This window comes from Afipia sp. GAS231 (genome assembly GCF_900103365.1).
Lineage (GTDB): Bacteria > Pseudomonadota > Alphaproteobacteria > Rhizobiales > Xanthobacteraceae > Bradyrhizobium.
Genome location: NZ_LT629703.1, coordinates 2,416,241 through 2,432,454, shown reverse-complemented (window position 1 = coordinate 2,432,454; position 16,214 = coordinate 2,416,241). Strand labels below are relative to the sequence as shown.

Genomic DNA, 16,214 nt, shown 5'->3' with positions numbered 1-16,214 from the left:
GTCGCTAGCCGTCGTCGAGCTTGTTGAGGTCACGCACCGACTGCATGATCGGTTCGAAATTCGAGCGCGCATCCAGCGCGTCGAACAGTTGCGCGGTATCCGACAGCAGCGTGTGCGAACGCTGGATCGCGATCCGGACGTCGTCCTGCGGCGTATCCGACAGCCTGCCATGACCCGACAGCAGGATTTTCGAGTTCAGGCCCTTGAGCCGCTCCAGCGACTGGATGTAGTCGGCGATGCTGCCGGAGCCGAACACGCCGCCCATCACGCCGCCGGGCATCAACGTGTCGGCGGCAAACAGCAATCCCTTGTCCTGGTCGAACAGTGTGATGCAGGCCGAGGTGTGGCCGGGTGTGTGCATCACGTTGAGGCGGAAGTTGCCGAGGTCGATCAGATTGCCTTCCTCGAGCCAGATATCGACGTTGATCGGTACGTTCGGCTCGTTGAACATTTTTCGAAGCATCGAAAAATCGTCGCGCAGCATGATCTTGTTGGCGGCCAGCCGGTGCGCGGCGATGAAGGTGCGGCCGGTAAAATGAAAGGCCGCGCCGATGTGATCGAGATGTTCGTGGCTCAGCACCACCATGTCGATTTTCTCGGGCGGACAACCGATATGGTTGAGGCAGGTCAGCAGATGCGGATAGTTCGACGACAGTCCGACATCGATCATGATGGTGCGCGCGCTGCCGCGCACCAGATAGGCGTTCGCCGCGCGGTTTTTGAAACGGATCTGGTAGACGTCCTCAGCCGCCTCGATCAGCGTGCAGACCTCGTTGTCGAGCAGGGTTTTGAACGGGCTCGGTCTACGCTCGCTCATGGGTTGGCCGCGGCTCTGAAGGTGACGGCATTCGAGGCCCGCAGCCGCTTCGAAAGCGCATCCATGATCATCAGCGCAAACGCCGGCTGCTGGCTGACCAGATAGACGAAGCGGGCGTGGTTGATCCGCATCACGCGGGTGTGGGGGGCCGCGGCGATCGCGGTCGCCGAGCGCGACGAGCCGTCGATCACGGCCATTTCGCCGAAGAACTCGCCCTTGCCGAGCGTGACGATGACGGTTTTGCCGGTGTTGCCGATCTTGGCGATCTCGACCTGGCCCTCGAGCACCACGAACAGTTCACGCCCGGTCGAGCCCTCCTCGAAAATGACGTCATTGACGTCAAACTCGTTGATGCATTTCTCGATCGTCATGGCGCCCCTGCCTTCTGGCTGGTTGGTGGCGGCATGTTAGTCGGTAAACCAACCGGCGCAAACGGCGCTGCCGGGGATTGCCGCAGAGCAGCATGACAAGGGGTTCGGCCGCGGCGGCCGCGCACCGGCCGCGCGGCTGCCGCCGTACTGCCACAAAACCGGCCCGGATGACTTCCTAAAATTTCGGTAAGCCCGCGGCCGGTAACGATTTCGCAAGCAATAAAAGTTACCAAAAGGTCAACCAATCCTGGAGTATTTGATGTGAGCGATCTCAAGTCCGAGCCGACCAGCACTGAAACCGGAACCGTTGGCGCCGGGGTGGCTGCTTCCGATATGTCCGCGCCGGTGACGGCGGCGGCCGAGGTCGAGTCCCCGATGCTCGCGCCCGAACAGGAAGAGACTTCGCCCAAGGCTGATACGCCCAAGGCCGAAATGCCCAAGGTCGAGCCTTTCCAGGTTGACGCCCCCAAGGTCGAGGCGATCAAAGTCGACGCGCCCAAGGTGGAAGTTCCGAAGGTCGATGCTGCCAAGCCCGAGGCGCCGCGCCCGACAAGCAAGATGATGATCATGTCGCCCGGCGAACGCGTCGGCGCCGACGCGAAGGTGGAAGCGGCCTCGGGCGAAGGATCGTCCGGCAAGCGCCGGATCTCGGCCATGGCCGCCGTGGTGGCGCTGGCGACGGTTGCGGGTGCCCTGGGTGGCGCGCTGGCGACCACCGGTTTCGGGCATATGCTGAGCGGAGAGACAGCATCGGCGGCCGCAAATACCAGCGCGCTGGAAGCTTCCATTGCGCGGATCGATGCCGATATCGTCGCGCTGAAAGCCGGTGTCGAGCACACCTCGAAGGTCGCGACCGGCCAGTTCAACAAGACCAGCGATCGCCTCGACAAGGTCGAAAAGGCCCAGATTGAGCCTGCCGCGAAACTCGCTAAGCTCAGCGAAGCCGTCGACAAGCTCCGCACCGTGCCGGCGCCGGCCACGGTTGCCGCCGCCACGCCGGCGGCTGCGCGGGAAGTCACGGGTTCGGTGCCGCAGCCGGCTACGGTTGCCGCCGCCGCGCCCGCGGCCGCTCCGTCCAAGCCCGATGTCGCCAGGTTGCCGAGGGTGGAAGGCTGGGTGCTGCGTGACGTCGCCAATGGCGGCGCGCTGATCGAAGGCCGCCAGGGCGTCTTTGAAGTCTATGCCGGCGATCCCGTTCCCGGTCTCGGCCGCGTCGATGCCATCCGCAAGCAGGATGGCAAATGGGTGGTCGTGACCAGCAGGGGCCTGATCTCGCGCTAACGCGTGATCCGCGGCGTCCTCGGGCGCGGCCTGAGGATTCGCCCGATCAAAAATATTCCCCCACTCTCACGTAAAATTGCATCCCGATTGTCGCGAGACAGCCGGGGTGCTGTCGGGTAATTTCCTGAACGCAACACGTCGCCAACGACGCCCGCTCGCGGCGGCGCGGGACGGCGGCATTGGTCAGGACCTGCCTTGCGCGCGCGCTACGCTATCATTGCTCTGCTTCTGCTTGCGGGCGCTCTGCCTGCGCGCACGGCTTCCGCCGCGGCGCTCGAGCGCGGCACCGCCATCATCGATCCCGCGGCATTGCGCGAACTCGATCGTGGCCAATTTGCCATCGGCCGCATGCTGCAGCCGGAGCGGTCGGCGAATATACCGCTCGCCGACAGTCAGCTTTTTTCCCTGCCGTCAATGCTGCCGGTCCGGCAGGCCCTCGACGGCGAGTTCGAACGTTACGTGGCGAGGCACAAGGCAAGCCTGCCGAATGAGACCATCGGCGTCGGCGACGGCTTTGCTTTCCAGTTGTTCGACCGCGCCTTGCTCGATTCCCCCGATACGCGGTTCGTGCTGGCGGGAATCGTCAACCGGATGGACCGTACCTATGTCTCGGAAGCGGACTGCGGCGAGATCCGGCTGATCTATCGGTTGACACGAATGAACGAGCCTGACGTCGGCGACAATGCCGTATCGCCGCGGCTGCCGATGACGCTGAACCTCGTGCTCAAGGCCAAGTCTGAAAAAGCCAGGGTTGAAGGTCAGGCGATCGCATGTTCCGACATCGCACGGCGCTGGTTGGCCGCAGGCGATCTGACCCTGACGGGTGCGGAGCTCGCAGCAAAGCTCACGGCAAAGGATGGTCCGCTCGACCTGATCGGTTACGCCAATATCGATCGCATCGAAACCAATCTTCAGATCGCGCATGCGCCGAAGTCGGCGGTGCGCGATTTCCGCACCGACTATCTGCTGAAGGTGTTTCGCTACGATCCGCAGGCGCGTCTGTTTCAGCAAGCGCCGATGGAAAACCAGATCGACCGCGATCGCATTCTGGCCGATGACGGCCTGAGACGCGAGTTCAAGGCGTGGCTGCTCGATCCCAAACATTTCGCCGAGTTCGATCGCGGCACGGCGCTGATCCCGGAAAAATTCCTTGCCAACGGCGCAATCGCGCCGACTCCGGCCGGGTTCGATCCATCGGAATTGCAGCCGGAATTCGGTCTGGTGCAAGGCGAGGGCGCAACCAATCCCGTATTCGCCGAAGCCGACGTCGTTGCAGCGCTGAGGAAGGCGTCGGCTGACGGCGTGACGTTGCAAAACATCCGCTCGGTCGGAGGTTTTGAGCGGCGGCTGAACGACGTCACCTGTTCCGGCTGTCACCAGACGCGCGGTATCGGCGGATTCCATTTCCCGGGCGTTGACTGGATGGCGGCAAAGCCGTCGAACTCGACCGTGGTGCCGGCGTCACCGCATTTCTTCGGCGACCAAGTTCGGCGTCGCGATATCCTCACAGCAATGCGCGACGGCAGAGCGCCGGACTATTCCCGCGGCTTCGCCAGCCGCCCGCAACTGCGCGGCAACATGGAACTCGCCGGCACCGAATATGGCGATGGCTGGGGCGCGCATTGCTACGTCCGAAGCCCAAAAACCGCCGACAACGACCGCAGCTTCAGTTCCTGGAGCTGCGCCGAGGGGCTGGCCTGCCAGCCCGGCGGCAAGACCTCGCGCATGGGCATGTGCTTCGTCAAAAGCCGTTAGAAACGGCTATTTTGCGGCCTGGCCACAATTGACAGTAGGCTTACTAATCATGTTTCATCCTGCCCAACAATTACTGGCGGGAAGGAAATATGGGCGAGGTCATTATCGTCGGCGCCGGCATCGGCGGCTTGACGCTCGGGCTTGCGTTGCATGAGGCCGGAATTCCCTGCCGCATCTTCGAGTCCGCCGCCGAGATCAAGGCGGTGGGCGTCGGCATCAACCTGCTGCCGCATGCGACCAAGGAATTGGCCGCGCTCGACCTCGAGAGCGCGCTGGCCAAAGTCGCGATCGCGACCACCGATGCAACCTTCTTCAACCGTTTCGGCCAGTTGATCTACCAGGAGCCGCTTGGCCGCGCGGCAGGTTACGATCATCCGCAATTCTCCATCCACCGCGGCGACCTGCAGCGTGTCCTGCTCGATGCTTTCATCGCGCGTGCAGGAGCCGACCGGTTGCTGACCAGCCGGCATTGCGTCGGTGTCGAGCAGGACGCGGCCGGCGTCGCCGTGACGTTCTCCGATGCAGCGGGCGGCTCACACCGCTCCACCGTGCGCGGCCGCGTGGCGATCGCTTGCGACGGAATCAATTCCGCGGTTCGCAAGCAGTTCTATCCCGAGGAAGGCGAGCCGCGCTATTCCGGCATCAACATGTGGCGCGGCGTGACCCGCTGGAAACCGATGCTGTCGGGCGCCAGCCTGGTGCGCGCCGGCTGGATGTCGCATGGCAAGATGGTGATCTATCCGATCCGCCCCGCCGATGCGGACGGCAAGCAATTGATCAACTGGGTCGCCGAGATCGAAACGCCTGTCTATCGCAAGCGCGACTGGAACCGGTCCGGCTCGCTCGACGATTTCATCGGCGCCTTTTCCGATTGGCATTTCGAGTGGCTCGATGTGCCGGCCTTGATCCGCGCCGCCGATCATGTGCTGGAATTCCCGATGGTCGATCAGGATCCGCTGCCGCGCTGGAGCTTTGACCGCATCACGCTGCTCGGCGACGCGGCGCATCCGATGGTGCCGCGCGGTTCCAACGGCGCCGGCCAGGCCATCCTCGATGCGCGCGCGCTCACGACAGCGCTGCGCGAGCATGCCGATCCGGTTGCGGCCCTTGCGGCTTACGAAGACCAGCGGCTGGAAGCCACCACGCGGATCGTGCTCACCAACCGCACCAATCCGCCGGATGCGATCCTGCGCGAAGTGTTCGAGCGCACCGGGGACCGGCCGTTCAAGACGATCGACGACGTCATCAGCCGCAAGGAACTGGTGGGCCTGTCCGAGGGCTACAAGCGGATTGCGGGCTATTCGAAGGAAGCACTGCGCGGCTGAAAGTTCCTGCCGCGGTGATTGAATTCGCGCTAGGTTCGGGCAAGGCGGTCGGCAAGAACCGCGGTCCGGCATTTTGGGGGAGGCAACAACATGGCGGATTCTCAGGCGCAAGGCAGCGTCGCGATCGATGTCGCCGGCGCATCGCTCGTCGATGTCGCCGGCTTTATAGACCAGCAGCCGGTCGGTGGTTTCCAGATCAAGCTGTTACTGATCTGCGCTTCGGTGCTGTTTCTCGACGGCTTCGACACCACGGCGATTGGCTTTGTCGCACCATCGCTCGCCAAGGAATGGAGCCTGACCAAGAGCGCGCTGGGTCCGGTGTTCAGCGCCGGCCTGTTCGGGCTGATGATCGGCGCGCTGCTGTTCGGTCCGTTGGCCGACCGTGTCGGACGCAAGAAGATCATTATTTTCAGCACGCTTGCGTTCGGCATCGGGACGCTGGCGACAGCGCTCGTGCAGGATGTCAACACACTGCTGGTGATCCGCTTTCTGACCGGTCTAGGCCTTGGCGGCGCGATGCCGAATACGGTGGCGATGACGTCCGAGTTCAGTCCGCACCGCCGCCGCGCCACCATGGTGATGATCATGTTCTGCGGGTTTTCGCTGGGCGCCGCGCTTGGCGGCTTGCTGGCGGCGGCGTTGATTCCGCAGTTCGGCTGGCGCTCGGTATTCGTCGTCGGCGGCGCTGCTCCGCTGTTGCTGGTGTCGATCCTGGCGTTCCAGTTGCCGGAATCCGTGCGCTTCCTCGCGCTCACCGGGCGGGCGCACGCACGCGTGGCGCAATTGCTTGGTCTCATCAGCCCGACTGCCAGCTTCGCCCCCGGAACACAGTTCGTCGTCAATGAACCGGCGCTCCCTGGAATTCCGGTTCAGCATCTTTTCAGGGACGGGCGGACGCTCGTCACCCTGTTGCTGTGGGTGGTATTCTTCATGAGCCTGCTCGATATCTATTTCCTGGCGAACTGGCTTCCCACCGTTCTCAACGATCTCGGCGCCTCGGTATCGGTTGCAGCCGTGATCGGATCGATGCTGCAGGTCGGCGGCGTGGTTGGAACTTTTGCGCTTGGCAGCGTCATCGATCGCTTTTCATTTCGGGCGCTGGCGCTGGTGTATTTCATTGCCGTGTTCGCGGTCGGTGCGATCGGCCAGCTCGGGCACTCCGTGATTTTCGTTAGCATGGCGATCTTCGCCGCCGGATTTTGCATCGTCGGCGGCCAAATTGCCGCCAATGCGTTGGCGGCGGGATTCTATCCCACCTCTGTCAGGGCGACCGGTGTCGGTTGGGCGCTCGGTATCGGTCGCGTCGGTTCGATCGTAGGTCCCCTGGTCGGCGGGGTGCTGTTGACGGCGAAGTGGAGCACCGGATCAGTCTTCCTGGCGGCGGCAACGGCCGCGATGTGCGCTTCGCTGGCGGCGTTCTCGCTCAGCCGGCTGGCCGGCATGAGCGGTGGAAAAAGCGCCGACCAACCGTCATCGATTGATGCTACAATGCGGCCTGCGACGACCAGCACTTGAGCGGGGACTGGCGATGAGCTCTTCCGACCAGGAGAACAAGGACCGCAATCGCGAGATCGCGGCGAACGAAGCCCAGCGTGAAGCGGTCAGCAGCGTCCGCGTCAGCACCTGGGCGATCGCGGTCACCGTCATTGCCGGCGTGATCGTGTTCGGTATCGTCTGGATGTGGCTCAACCGCTGACCGTAGCGTTTTCGAGCGAAAGCATGCCCTGGGACTTGATCGGGGGGTGAGAACCGGGTCGCGTCAAGAAAACGCGTCAGAACAAAAGTTGCTCCTTCGTATCATGCGTCAGCCGCCGCACAGCGTCAGCATCAGAGCAAGCTTGTAGCTGTTCCCCGACTCCGGGAAATAATGCAGGCGATAGCTGTGCATGATCAGGCCACCGCGCCGGTCGCCCGCAACTTCTTGATCGCGGCCTCGTCATAACCGGCGTTGCGCAGGATCTCGTCGCTGTGTTCGCCGAGGCCGGGCGGCTTGCGCGGCTGGACCTTCTTGGCTCCGTCGACCCAGATCGGGCTGCTGATGGTCAGCATGGTGTCGTTCTCGAACGGCACCAGCACCTCGTTCTCGATCATCTGCTTGTCGTGCGGAATATCGTCGAGGATGCCGACGACGCCGAACACCAGCCCGTTGCCGTCGAGCAGCTTGCGCCATTCGGCGAGGTCCTTGGTCGCAAAGGTTTCGTCAAAAATCTTGATCAGCTCCAGCGACCGCGCATGACGTTCCTTCTTGGTCTCGAAGCGGGGATCATTGACGAGATCCTCGCGCCCCAGGATGCGCGCCAGCGTCGGCCATTGCTTGTCCTCGTTGAGCAGCGACAGAATGAGCCAGCGGCCGTCCTTGCACTGGTAGTGGTTGGTGACCGCATTGAGCGCGCGCTCGCGCGGACGCCGTTCGCCGAATTTTGCGCCGACCAGCTTGGCCTGCGCCAGCACGGAAGCTGCCCAGACGCCGTTCGCCATCAGGTTCGAGGAGACATGCGAACCCTTGCCGGTGCGCTCGCGCTTGTAGAGCGCGGTCACGATCGCGCCGTAAAACGCCATCGCGCAGGGGTGGTCGCCCATGCCGGCGATCGACCGTGCCGGCGTGGTGTGTTCGTCGGCGCGCACCAGGTCCATCAGGCCCGAACGCGCCCAATAGGCGTTGCTATCGAAGCCGGGCTTGTTGGCTTCCTCGCCTTTTTCGCCGTAGCCGGTGAAGGAAGCGTAGATCAGCCGTTCGTTGGTCGGCGCCAGATGGGCGTGGGTAATGCCGAGCCGTTCGCGTACCTGCGGCGGATAATTGGTGATGAAGACGTCGGCCTCGGCGGCGAGCTTGTGCAGCACGGCCTGGCCCTCGGGCTTCGAGAGGTCGAGCGCGAGGCTGCGCTTGTTGCGGGCTTCCAGCATCCACGCGAAATTATGCTCGCTGTGCGGATAGCCCGGCAAATTCGGCAGGTTGCGATAGGGGTCGCCGGCGCCGGGCGGTTCGATCTTGATGACGTCGGCGCCGAAATCCGACAGCACCGTGGCGGCCGCGGGGGCTGCGATAAAGCTGGCGCAGTCCAGAACCTTGAGGCCTTCAAAAATACCTTTTTCCATGGCGGCGCCGCTCCCGTGACGTTTGTTGGTTTTGTTGGATTATCGCGATGAGCGATCCGGTTCAAACGCCATTTGACCCATCTTGGGTGGGTGGTGCAACGGGGGTTTCAGCGTGATTCCGGGGCTAGGCGTCAGCGACGAACCTGAACCCAGGGATGCCCGGGCTGCACCTGGGGACACCGGGACGTGATCCACAGGCGATGGACTTGCATATTGGCAGCGACGCGCTAATTCTCGGCCACGCCGTCGCCTGGAAGTGCGGAAGCCAATGACAGACAGCTATCTATCCGGATCGGAAACGCGAACGCGGCTTACCGCCGTGTTCGGCGTTTTCATCGCGTTGATGTTCGCTGCGCCACAGGCGCAGGCGACCGAGATGAGCCGCGAAGTCGCCGCGCTCTACAGCACGGTGTCGATCTATCCGCCGTCAGCGACATCGATGACGGTCTGCTACGGCTTCGTCTGCCGGCGCCGCGAGATCCTCAATTTCACGCCGGGCGATCGCGCTGCGCTGACGCAGATACTGAATGCAGGGCACGCGTCGGCCGCGGCCGAACGCGCGGCGGCGCAGAAGGCGGTGGTCTGGCTCGACCGCCGCATGGGGCCGATCATCGGCACCAACAAGCGGGTGGCGAAAGCGGATTTCCGCTACTTCGACGACAAGCACAATTACGATTGCTGGGACACCACCCGCAACACCACCAGCCTGTTGCTGGTGCTGCAGGAGTGGCGCCTGCTCAAGTTCCACACCGTCGGCGACCCGCATTATCGCGGCAATACGCTGGTGCTGCAGACGCCGCACAACACCGCGGTGCTGGTCGATCGCGCCACCAAAATCGAATGGGTCGTCGACCTCTGGCCGCGCGGCTATCTGCAGCCGCCCGATGTCATGACAGTCCAGAAATGGGTGACGGAGGACTGAGCGCCGTGGGCTTCGTTCGACGTGTGCCGCCTAAAAAAAATCCGTCCCGATGCGATCAGAACGGAATGGCATGGCGGCCTATCGGAGTGCGCGTCAAAGCGGTGCCCGCTCCGCCGAACGCTCACAGTTTTTTCTGGAGAACCTTGTCAGCCCAACTCCCGGATCGCGTCCGAGAGTTTGCCGTTGCCGAACGCGCTGCTGGCGCTAAACCTTGAGGTTCTCGGCCGAGGTCTTGCCGCGGTTGGCGATCTCTTCGTACTCGACCGTCTGCCCTTCATTGAGCGTCGAAAGACCAGCTTTCTCAACTGCCGAAATATGAACGAAAACGTCCTTGCCGCCACTGCTGGGTTGGATGAACCCATAACCCTTGGTCGGGTTGAACCACTTCACCGTACCTTTAGCCATTCACGTCGTCTCCGCGGAATCAAAAAAATAAACGAGCCACCGGTCCCCGCACATACCGGCCTGCCCGAGGCGTCAGGATACGCGGGTTGTGGCGGACTGGGTAGCGCAAACGATATCGTCGTTTCGGCAAAAAAGCGGCATATTGCACCGCATTTTCGCCTTTTTGCCGGATTCGCGGTCATTTGACGCGGCAAAATCGCGGCAGGCGAGCCCGTCCGTTGCGACCCGCAGAGGGCGGGGTAGGGGTGCGGCCGCTCTACAACCTGACCGTCGAGGCCGGTGATTTCCGCGAAACCGCCGCGCGCTCCAGGCCCCGTCGCCTCAGTAATTCGCGGCGAGATAATCGACGATCTTGCCGACGTCCGCCTCATCGATCGGCGCGCCGTAGACCTTGATCATCTTGGTGACTTCGGCGGCCCAGAAATCCTTCTTGAATTTTTCGCCGCGCGGCTGGGTCTTGATGTAATCGGCGGAATGACAGGCGGTGCAGTTGCCCTGCACCACCTCGAGACCCGCGCCGGGCTTGAAGGCGGCGGTTTCCTCGGGAAGCTTGTAACCGACGGGGGCTGCGTAGGCGGCGGCGAAGCCGAGGCTGGCGGTGACGATGAGGGTGGAGAGAATCCGGTATCGCATGATCATTCCCCTCATGCCGCCGTGACGCGAACGGTTTCGACGACATTGCGCAGATAGCCGGCCGGATTCCAGAACGGCGTCATCGGCTGCACGTCGCCGCCATTGCCGGTGGCGCGCACCTTGAGTTCGTAGGCGCCGGCCGCGAGCTTGACCGGCAGCTTCCATTCGCGGAACGAATATTTGCCGAGATCACGGCCGAGTTTTGCCGGCGTCCAGGTCTTGCCGCCGTCGGTAGAGACTGCGACCTCCTTGATGCCCTTGCCGCCGTCGAAGGCGATGCCCTTCAGCGTGGTCGAGCCCGGCTTCAGTTTGGCGCCGTCGGTGACGTTGGTGATGAACGAGCGCACCGTGAGGCGGTTGATCGGAATCGTCGCCTTCGGCGCCGTGCCGGGCTCGACGCTGTTGTTGGGCGTATCCGGAATCCGGTAGGCGGATTTCATCCAGAAGCCCTCGAACACATTGTCGATCACGGTGATTTCGTTGAGATGCTTGACCCAGTAGGTGCCGTAATAGCCGGGCACCACGAGGCGCAGCGGAAAGCCGTTCAGGAGCGGCAGGTCGTCGCCGTTCATGCCGTAGGCCAGCATCACCTCGCCATCGCGGGCGTGGTCGATGTCGAGCGCCTTGACGAAATCCGGCGTCTTGTCGCTGACCGGTCCGTCCATGCCGTTGAACGTGACCTGCTTCGCGCCGGCCTGCACGCCGGCCATATCGAGCACGGCCTTCAGCGGCACGCCGCGCCAGCGCGCATTGCCCATGGCGCCGTTGCCGAGTTGCCCGCCGGCGACCCGCGGCGTCGAGAAGCCGCGGCTGTTGCCGGAGCACTGGTTGACCGCGACCAGTTCGACGGCCTTCAGCTTCTTGATGTCTCTCAATGAAAGCTTCAGCGGCTTGTCGACCTTGCCCTTGATCTCCAGCGTGAACTTGTCCGGATCGATGTCGTAGGGCACATCGGCCAGATGGTAGCGGACGAAAAACGCGTTGTTGGGCGTGATCGCGCCGTCGTTGAAGATCGCGAACGGGGTTTCGAGCTGCGGCGGCCGTTCCGTCAGGCCGATCATCGGGCGCTTCTGCGGATAGCGCACCAGCGGCCGTTCGCCATTGTCGAATGGCAGCGTCACGGTATCGAGCGCGAACGCGCGCTGCGAACCCAGACCGGTCACCAGCGCCGCCATACCGGCGCGTTTCATCAATTCTCGTCTATCGAGCATCGTGCTTCCTCCGAAGCTTCTTCTGCTGAGCCGGTCATCACCAGACTCATGTGGGCGAAGTTGTCGCATCCGAGGAGGCGGAGTCAATTGATGCTTTCGGAGCGAGCCTCTCACATTTGCGTTGCAGCATGATGCAACGGAAAGCCCCGGCCGCGTGAGCGACCGGGGCTACCAAGCGTGTCTGTATCAGTAGCCGCAGACGTTGACGGTGCGGTAGCGATAGCCGAACGGCGTCATCACCGGGCGGGTCACGTAGCAGCCGTCGTCGCCGCCACCGATGTAGCCGACACCAAAGCCGTAGCCGTGGCCCCAGTGGTGGTGATGGCCACCCCAGCCACCACCACCCCATCCGCCACCCCACGGGTGGGCGGAAGCAGCAGTGGGAGCCAGCGCCATGGCGCTGAGGGAAGCGGCGGCAACGAGTGCGAGAGTTACTTTGCGAAGCATGGTCGTTCTCCTTCGATGTGCGCGTTGATCGTTTTGTCTCGGCGCGGGTTCAGTTTTCAGTCTTACCCATCGCCCATCAGTCGTACGCGCCGGAAACCGGGTTCGAGGAAACGCCATTGAATTCGCTGACAATTTTCTGAATATCCGTTCAGGTGTGAGAAAGATCACGTTGGCTTCTCGCCACGCCTGACGCAACGATGTTACGCCGCGACGCTGTGTTCGCCGCTCACCAGCGCCGCCAGCGTCCGCGTTTCAGCGACGGTGCGCACGATCATCGCCTCGTTGCGTCCGCGGATTTCGACTTGCTGCTGCGGCAGCGCGTCGGCAGCTACTCCCGCGGTGGCGCGGACCTCGTCGGAGATGACGGCTTCGCAGGCAAGACCCTTGGTCATGTCCTGCAGCCTTGCTGCGACATTGACGGCATCGCCGAGCGCGGTGAATACCATGTGGTCGCGGTAGCCGATGTCACCGACGATCACCTCGCCGCCGTGAATGCCGATGCCGAAGCGGATCGGCTCGCGCAGGTCGTGCTCGAGAAACTTGTTCAGTTCGTCGACATTGGCGGCGATCAAGGCCGCTGCCTTCAAGGCCTGGCGGCAGGCCTCCTGACGGCTCGCGGAAAGCCCGAACAGCGCCAGCATGCCGTCGCCGACGAACTGGTTCGGTCTGCCGCCGCTTTCGATCACCGCCTGCGACACCGCGCCGAGGAAGCGGTTGACGATGAACACGGTGTCGAACGGCAGGCGCTTCTCCGCCAGTTTGGTCGAACCGCGCATGTCGACGAACATGCTGACGAGATAGCGTTCCTGGCCGATCCGTGCAGGGCTGGACGCATGCGAATTGGCCGACGTCGCGTGCGGCAGGAACAGCTGGAAGAAGGAAAGATCGGTCGCCGGCCGCAATTGGCAGGCGAGGCGGATCGATGGATCCGTGCTGCCGACCCGCCCGAGCACGAACGCCTCGCGCTGCGACGGTTCGGGCAGGGCGCTGCAGTCGCCGATGATCCGGATGCGGCAGGTCGAGCAGCGGGCGCGGCCGCCGCATACGCTGGCATGGGGGACGTTGTTGCGCAGGCTGGCTTCGAGCACGCTCAGACCCTTCGGTACCCGCACCGTCCGGCCATTGCCGTAGGACAGGCTGATCATGCCGCCGCGGCGTTCGTAGAGGGCGCGGGCACCCTTGCCCAGCAGCACGAGTCCGATCAGGCCGAGATAACCGATCAGGAAATAATCCGTGACGCGTTCGAGCACTTGCGATTCCGCCCGCGTGCCCATCGCGCGTCGCGTCACATTTTCCTGCCGCCATTCGAGGCTGTCGCTGTCCATGACGTCTTGTCCGCCGTGATAGACGCCGAGCAATGCCAGCGTCGGAATCAGCACGGCGATGGCGAGCAGAAACGGCGCCGCCTTTGCGTAGAATGGCTTCATCCGCAGCCAGAAATGCAGGCCGATGCAGCCGTGAGCCCACGAGACGATCATGACGGCGCTCAAGAGCCAGGCCTTGTAGGGCGTCGAGATCCAGTAGGCGAAGAATACCTGCGGGTAGAGTTTTTCGTGGCCGTACAGCGTCTGGCCGAGCCGCACCCCGATTATATGCGCGACCACCATCGCCGGGATGCTGAGGCCGAGCACGAGCTGGATCGGCTCGATCGCCTTCCAGCGGTACTGCCGGCGCTCGTACAGCGCCCAGATGCCGAGCCCGGTGTGCACGAAGCAGGCGGTATAAAACAGGATCGCGACAGGGAGGAATTGCCAGAACAGCATGTGGAAATAGACGCCGACAGCGAGCGCCTTCATCGAGATGTTGCCGAGCGCGTGGTTGAGAAAATGGCTGACCAGATAAGCCAGCAGGATGACGCCGCTGACAAGGCGGACCTGCCGCAGGCTGATGCCGCGGATGAAGGTCGTAAGCTGTTCGCGGGTCGGGGCGGTCATATGAGCCATAGGTTAGATATCGCCGATAACAGCTCGAAATTCCATTACATACTGTTTACGTCGTCCCTGCGAACCCAGGGACCCATACGCCGCGGCCCATCGGTCCAGGCTGTGGCCCGAGCCGTTCTCCATACCATGGCCGGTGGTTATGGGTCCCTGCGCCCGTGTGCAATTGCGCACTAGGCAGGGACGACAATTGGCTTTTCCCGCCGTGTCACGTTGACACTCCCCGGGGAGTCGTCGAGAAAGCGCCGTGAAGATTGCCCCGCCCGATACCAGCCCGGTGAGACCGGCCCATTCGGCCATGCCGCCATGGCTTGGTGCGAGATGGCTTGGTACGAGATGGCTTGGTACGAGATGGTTTGGCGTGGTGGCGCTGATCGCCGTGCTGACCGCGATGCGGATGGTTTACGCCGGCGTCATGGAGCTGCGCACCGACGAGGCCTATTACTGGACCTGGTCCAAGGAGAGCGCGCTTTCCTTCCTCGATCACCCGCCCGGCATCGCCTGGATGATCCGGTTCGGCACGACACTCTTCGGCGACACCAATCTCGGGGTTCGGTTCGGCGGCATCGTGGCGATGCTGGTCACGCAGGTGCTGCTGGCCGATATCGTCCGGCGCGTGACCCATGATTTTCGCGCCGTCGTGTTCGCGGTGCTGATGCCGGAGGCGGCACTTTACTACGGCCTGCTGATGGCGAAGGTGGCGCCCGATACGGCGATGATCCCGTGTGCGGTCGCGATGTTGTGGGCGCTGGTGCGGCTGAAGGAGAGCGACCACCCGCGCTGGTGGCTCGCCGCGGGCCTGTTCGCCGGCCTGGCGCTGCTGTCGAAATTCACCGCCGTGATGCTGGCGCCGGCGGTGCTGGCGTTTGCGCTGGTGCCGGACTGGCGGCGGCGCTGGCTGCTCAGCCCCTATCCGTGGCTGGCGGCGCTGATCGCGGTGATCGTGTTCCTGCCGGTGCTGATCTGGAACGCAGAGCACGACTGGGCCTCGTTCCGCTTTCAGTTCGTGCGTGCGGTAGCGGACCATGAATTGTCGTTCCGCACCGTCGGCGACTTCTTCGGTCTGCAGTTCGGCCTGGTCGGGTTCGTGCTGCTGCCGGTGGTGTTGTCGGGCATGACGCTGACGGCGTGGCGCGGCTATCGCAGCCGCGAGCCGGTCGCGATCCTGCTGTCGACCGCGGTGCTGGTGCCGTTCCTGTATTTCTTCTGGAAGTCGCTGACGTTGCGGGTCGGCGACACCTGGCCGATGTTCCTGTGGCCGGCCGGCTTTGCCGCGACCGCGATCAACCTCTTCATGCTGTCCCGCGAGGGCTGGCCGGACTGGATGGTGAAGTCCTCGTTTGGGTGGGCGAGGCTGGCCGTCATTTCCGGCATCGCCTTTGTCGTCGCCGTGTTCTTCTATTACGTCGCGGCTCCCTGGAATTTCATCGGTCGGGCCGACCCGGTCGGCGGCGAGGCGGGCTTTGAACAGGTCGTGACGCGCGCGCGCGACCAGTTGCAGAAGACCGGCGCGACCTGGATCGCAACCACGGATTATCGCACCTATGCGATGCTGCGCTGGTATTTCAACGGCAGCGGCGTGCCCGTCGTCCAGATCAACGAGCGCGGCCGGTTCCAGGATTTTCGCGATCCCGGCATGGCAGACATCAAGGACCATACCGGCCTCTATGTCGCGCGCGAACCGGACGATCAGTTGCCGCTGTGGGGTCTGACGACCGCGAAGCGGCAGCCGCTCGAACGGGTCGAACGAAGCTGGCGCGGCATCGTGATGGATACCTACGCGTTGGAAAAAATCACCGGCTGGACCCCCGATCTCTCGCCACCGCCGGACTCGCCGCTGTTCAGGTGGCGCGTGCTGGCGGGGACGGTGGGAGGTGAAGATTCTCGATGTCATTGCGAGCGGAGCAATCCATCTTGTAGGGTGGGTTAGCGAAGCGTAACCCACCAACTTTCGTTACGGACATCGGTGGGTTACGCCTTCGGCTAACCCACCCTACAAACGCGACTTCAC

The 16,214-nt window shown here is 63.4% G+C and carries 15 protein-coding genes and 1 pseudogene; 7 read left to right on the top strand and 9 right to left on the bottom strand.

Features of this window, described 5'->3' with window-relative positions:
* Positions 1-4: 4 nt before the first annotated feature.
* Both BLS26_RS11540 and BLS26_RS11535 read right to left on the bottom strand, forming a co-directional pair.
* Positions 5-817, bottom strand: a complete 813-nt coding sequence (locus BLS26_RS11540) for an MBL fold metallo-hydrolase (RefSeq protein WP_092511133.1) — start codon at positions 815-817, stop codon at positions 5-7.
* Positions 814-1,188, bottom strand: coding sequence for a Crp/Fnr family transcriptional regulator (locus BLS26_RS11535; protein WP_092511131.1), 375 nt, complete (start codon positions 1,186-1,188; stop codon positions 814-816). The genes BLS26_RS11540 and BLS26_RS11535 overlap by 4 nt, the downstream gene beginning before the upstream one ends.
* 261 nt (positions 1,189-1,449) lie before the next feature.
* Here BLS26_RS11535 and BLS26_RS11530 point away from each other — a divergent pair, with 261 nt between their 5' ends.
* From BLS26_RS11530 to BLS26_RS36290, 5 genes are all read left to right on the top strand, one after another.
* A complete protein-coding gene (locus tag BLS26_RS11530; RefSeq protein ID WP_092511129.1) occupies positions 1,450-2,469 on the top strand; it encodes a hypothetical protein in 1,020 nt (339 codons plus the stop codon).
* Between the two features lie 195 nt (positions 2,470-2,664).
* A complete protein-coding gene (locus tag BLS26_RS11525; RefSeq protein WP_371360804.1) occupies positions 2,665-4,224 on the top strand; it encodes a hypothetical protein in 1,560 nt (519 codons plus the stop codon).
* An 89-nt stretch (positions 4,225-4,313) separates the two neighbouring features.
* A complete protein-coding gene (locus tag BLS26_RS11520) occupies positions 4,314-5,549 on the top strand; it encodes a flavin-dependent oxidoreductase (RefSeq protein ID WP_092511127.1) in 1,236 nt (411 codons plus the stop codon).
* A gap of 90 nt (positions 5,550-5,639) precedes the next feature.
* Complete coding sequence (locus tag BLS26_RS11515) at positions 5,640-7,064, top strand: MFS transporter (RefSeq protein ID WP_092511125.1); 1,425 nt, start codon at positions 5,640-5,642, stop codon at positions 7,062-7,064.
* 13 nt (positions 7,065-7,077) lie between these two features.
* Positions 7,078-7,245, top strand: coding sequence for a hypothetical protein (locus BLS26_RS36290; RefSeq protein ID WP_172804585.1), 168 nt, complete (start codon positions 7,078-7,080; stop codon positions 7,243-7,245).
* Between the two features lie 114 nt (positions 7,246-7,359).
* Here the strand turns inward: BLS26_RS36290 and BLS26_RS36725 are convergent.
* Both BLS26_RS36725 and BLS26_RS11510 read right to left on the bottom strand, forming a co-directional pair.
* A pseudogene (locus tag BLS26_RS36725) lies at positions 7,360-7,437 on the bottom strand (glutathione S-transferase); the annotation flags it as partial.
* Between the two features lie 2 nt (positions 7,438-7,439).
* Complete coding sequence (locus tag BLS26_RS11510) at positions 7,440-8,645, bottom strand: CaiB/BaiF CoA-transferase family protein (protein WP_092511123.1); 1,206 nt, start codon at positions 8,643-8,645, stop codon at positions 7,440-7,442.
* Positions 8,646-8,988: 343 nt separating this feature from the next.
* Between BLS26_RS11510 and BLS26_RS11505 the strand changes: the two genes are divergently transcribed.
* Positions 8,989-9,567: a hypothetical protein gene (locus BLS26_RS11505; protein WP_092517945.1), complete on the top strand. Its 579-nt coding sequence runs from the start codon at positions 8,989-8,991 to the stop codon at positions 9,565-9,567.
* A gap of 204 nt (positions 9,568-9,771) precedes the next feature.
* On the opposite strand, the gene BLS26_RS11500 is transcribed toward BLS26_RS11505, so the two are convergent.
* The 5 genes from BLS26_RS11500 to BLS26_RS11480 all read right to left on the bottom strand — a co-directional run bounded on the left by BLS26_RS11500 (position 9,772) and on the right by BLS26_RS11480 (position 14,197).
* Complete coding sequence (locus BLS26_RS11500; protein WP_028351035.1) at positions 9,772-9,972, bottom strand: cold-shock protein; 201 nt, start codon at positions 9,970-9,972, stop codon at positions 9,772-9,774.
* Positions 9,973-10,293: 321 nt separating this feature from the next.
* A complete protein-coding gene (locus BLS26_RS11495; RefSeq protein WP_371360803.1) occupies positions 10,294-10,605 on the bottom strand; it encodes a cytochrome c in 312 nt (103 codons plus the stop codon).
* A gap of 11 nt (positions 10,606-10,616) precedes the next feature.
* On the bottom strand, positions 10,617-11,816 hold the full coding sequence (locus BLS26_RS11490; protein ID WP_172804584.1) for a molybdopterin-dependent oxidoreductase: 1,200 nt from the start codon (positions 11,814-11,816) through the stop codon (positions 10,617-10,619).
* Between the two features lie 186 nt (positions 11,817-12,002).
* Entirely contained in the window at positions 12,003-12,263 is a 261-nt protein-coding gene (locus BLS26_RS11485; RefSeq protein WP_092511117.1) for a hypothetical protein, read from the bottom strand.
* A gap of 200 nt (positions 12,264-12,463) precedes the next feature.
* The gene (locus BLS26_RS11480) at positions 12,464-14,197 is read right to left on the bottom strand and encodes an adenylate/guanylate cyclase domain-containing protein (RefSeq protein ID WP_092517943.1); all 1,734 of its coding nucleotides are present in this window, start codon (positions 14,195-14,197) and stop codon (positions 12,464-12,466) included.
* Between the two features lie 397 nt (positions 14,198-14,594).
* On the opposite strand from BLS26_RS11480, the gene BLS26_RS11475 reads away from it, so the two are divergent.
* Positions 14,595-16,133 carry a glycosyltransferase family 39 protein gene (locus BLS26_RS11475; protein WP_244541982.1) on the top strand — a complete coding sequence of 513 codons (1,539 nt, stop codon included), beginning with the start codon at positions 14,595-14,597 and terminating at the stop codon, positions 16,131-16,133.
* Positions 16,134-16,214: the final 81 nt, after the last annotated feature.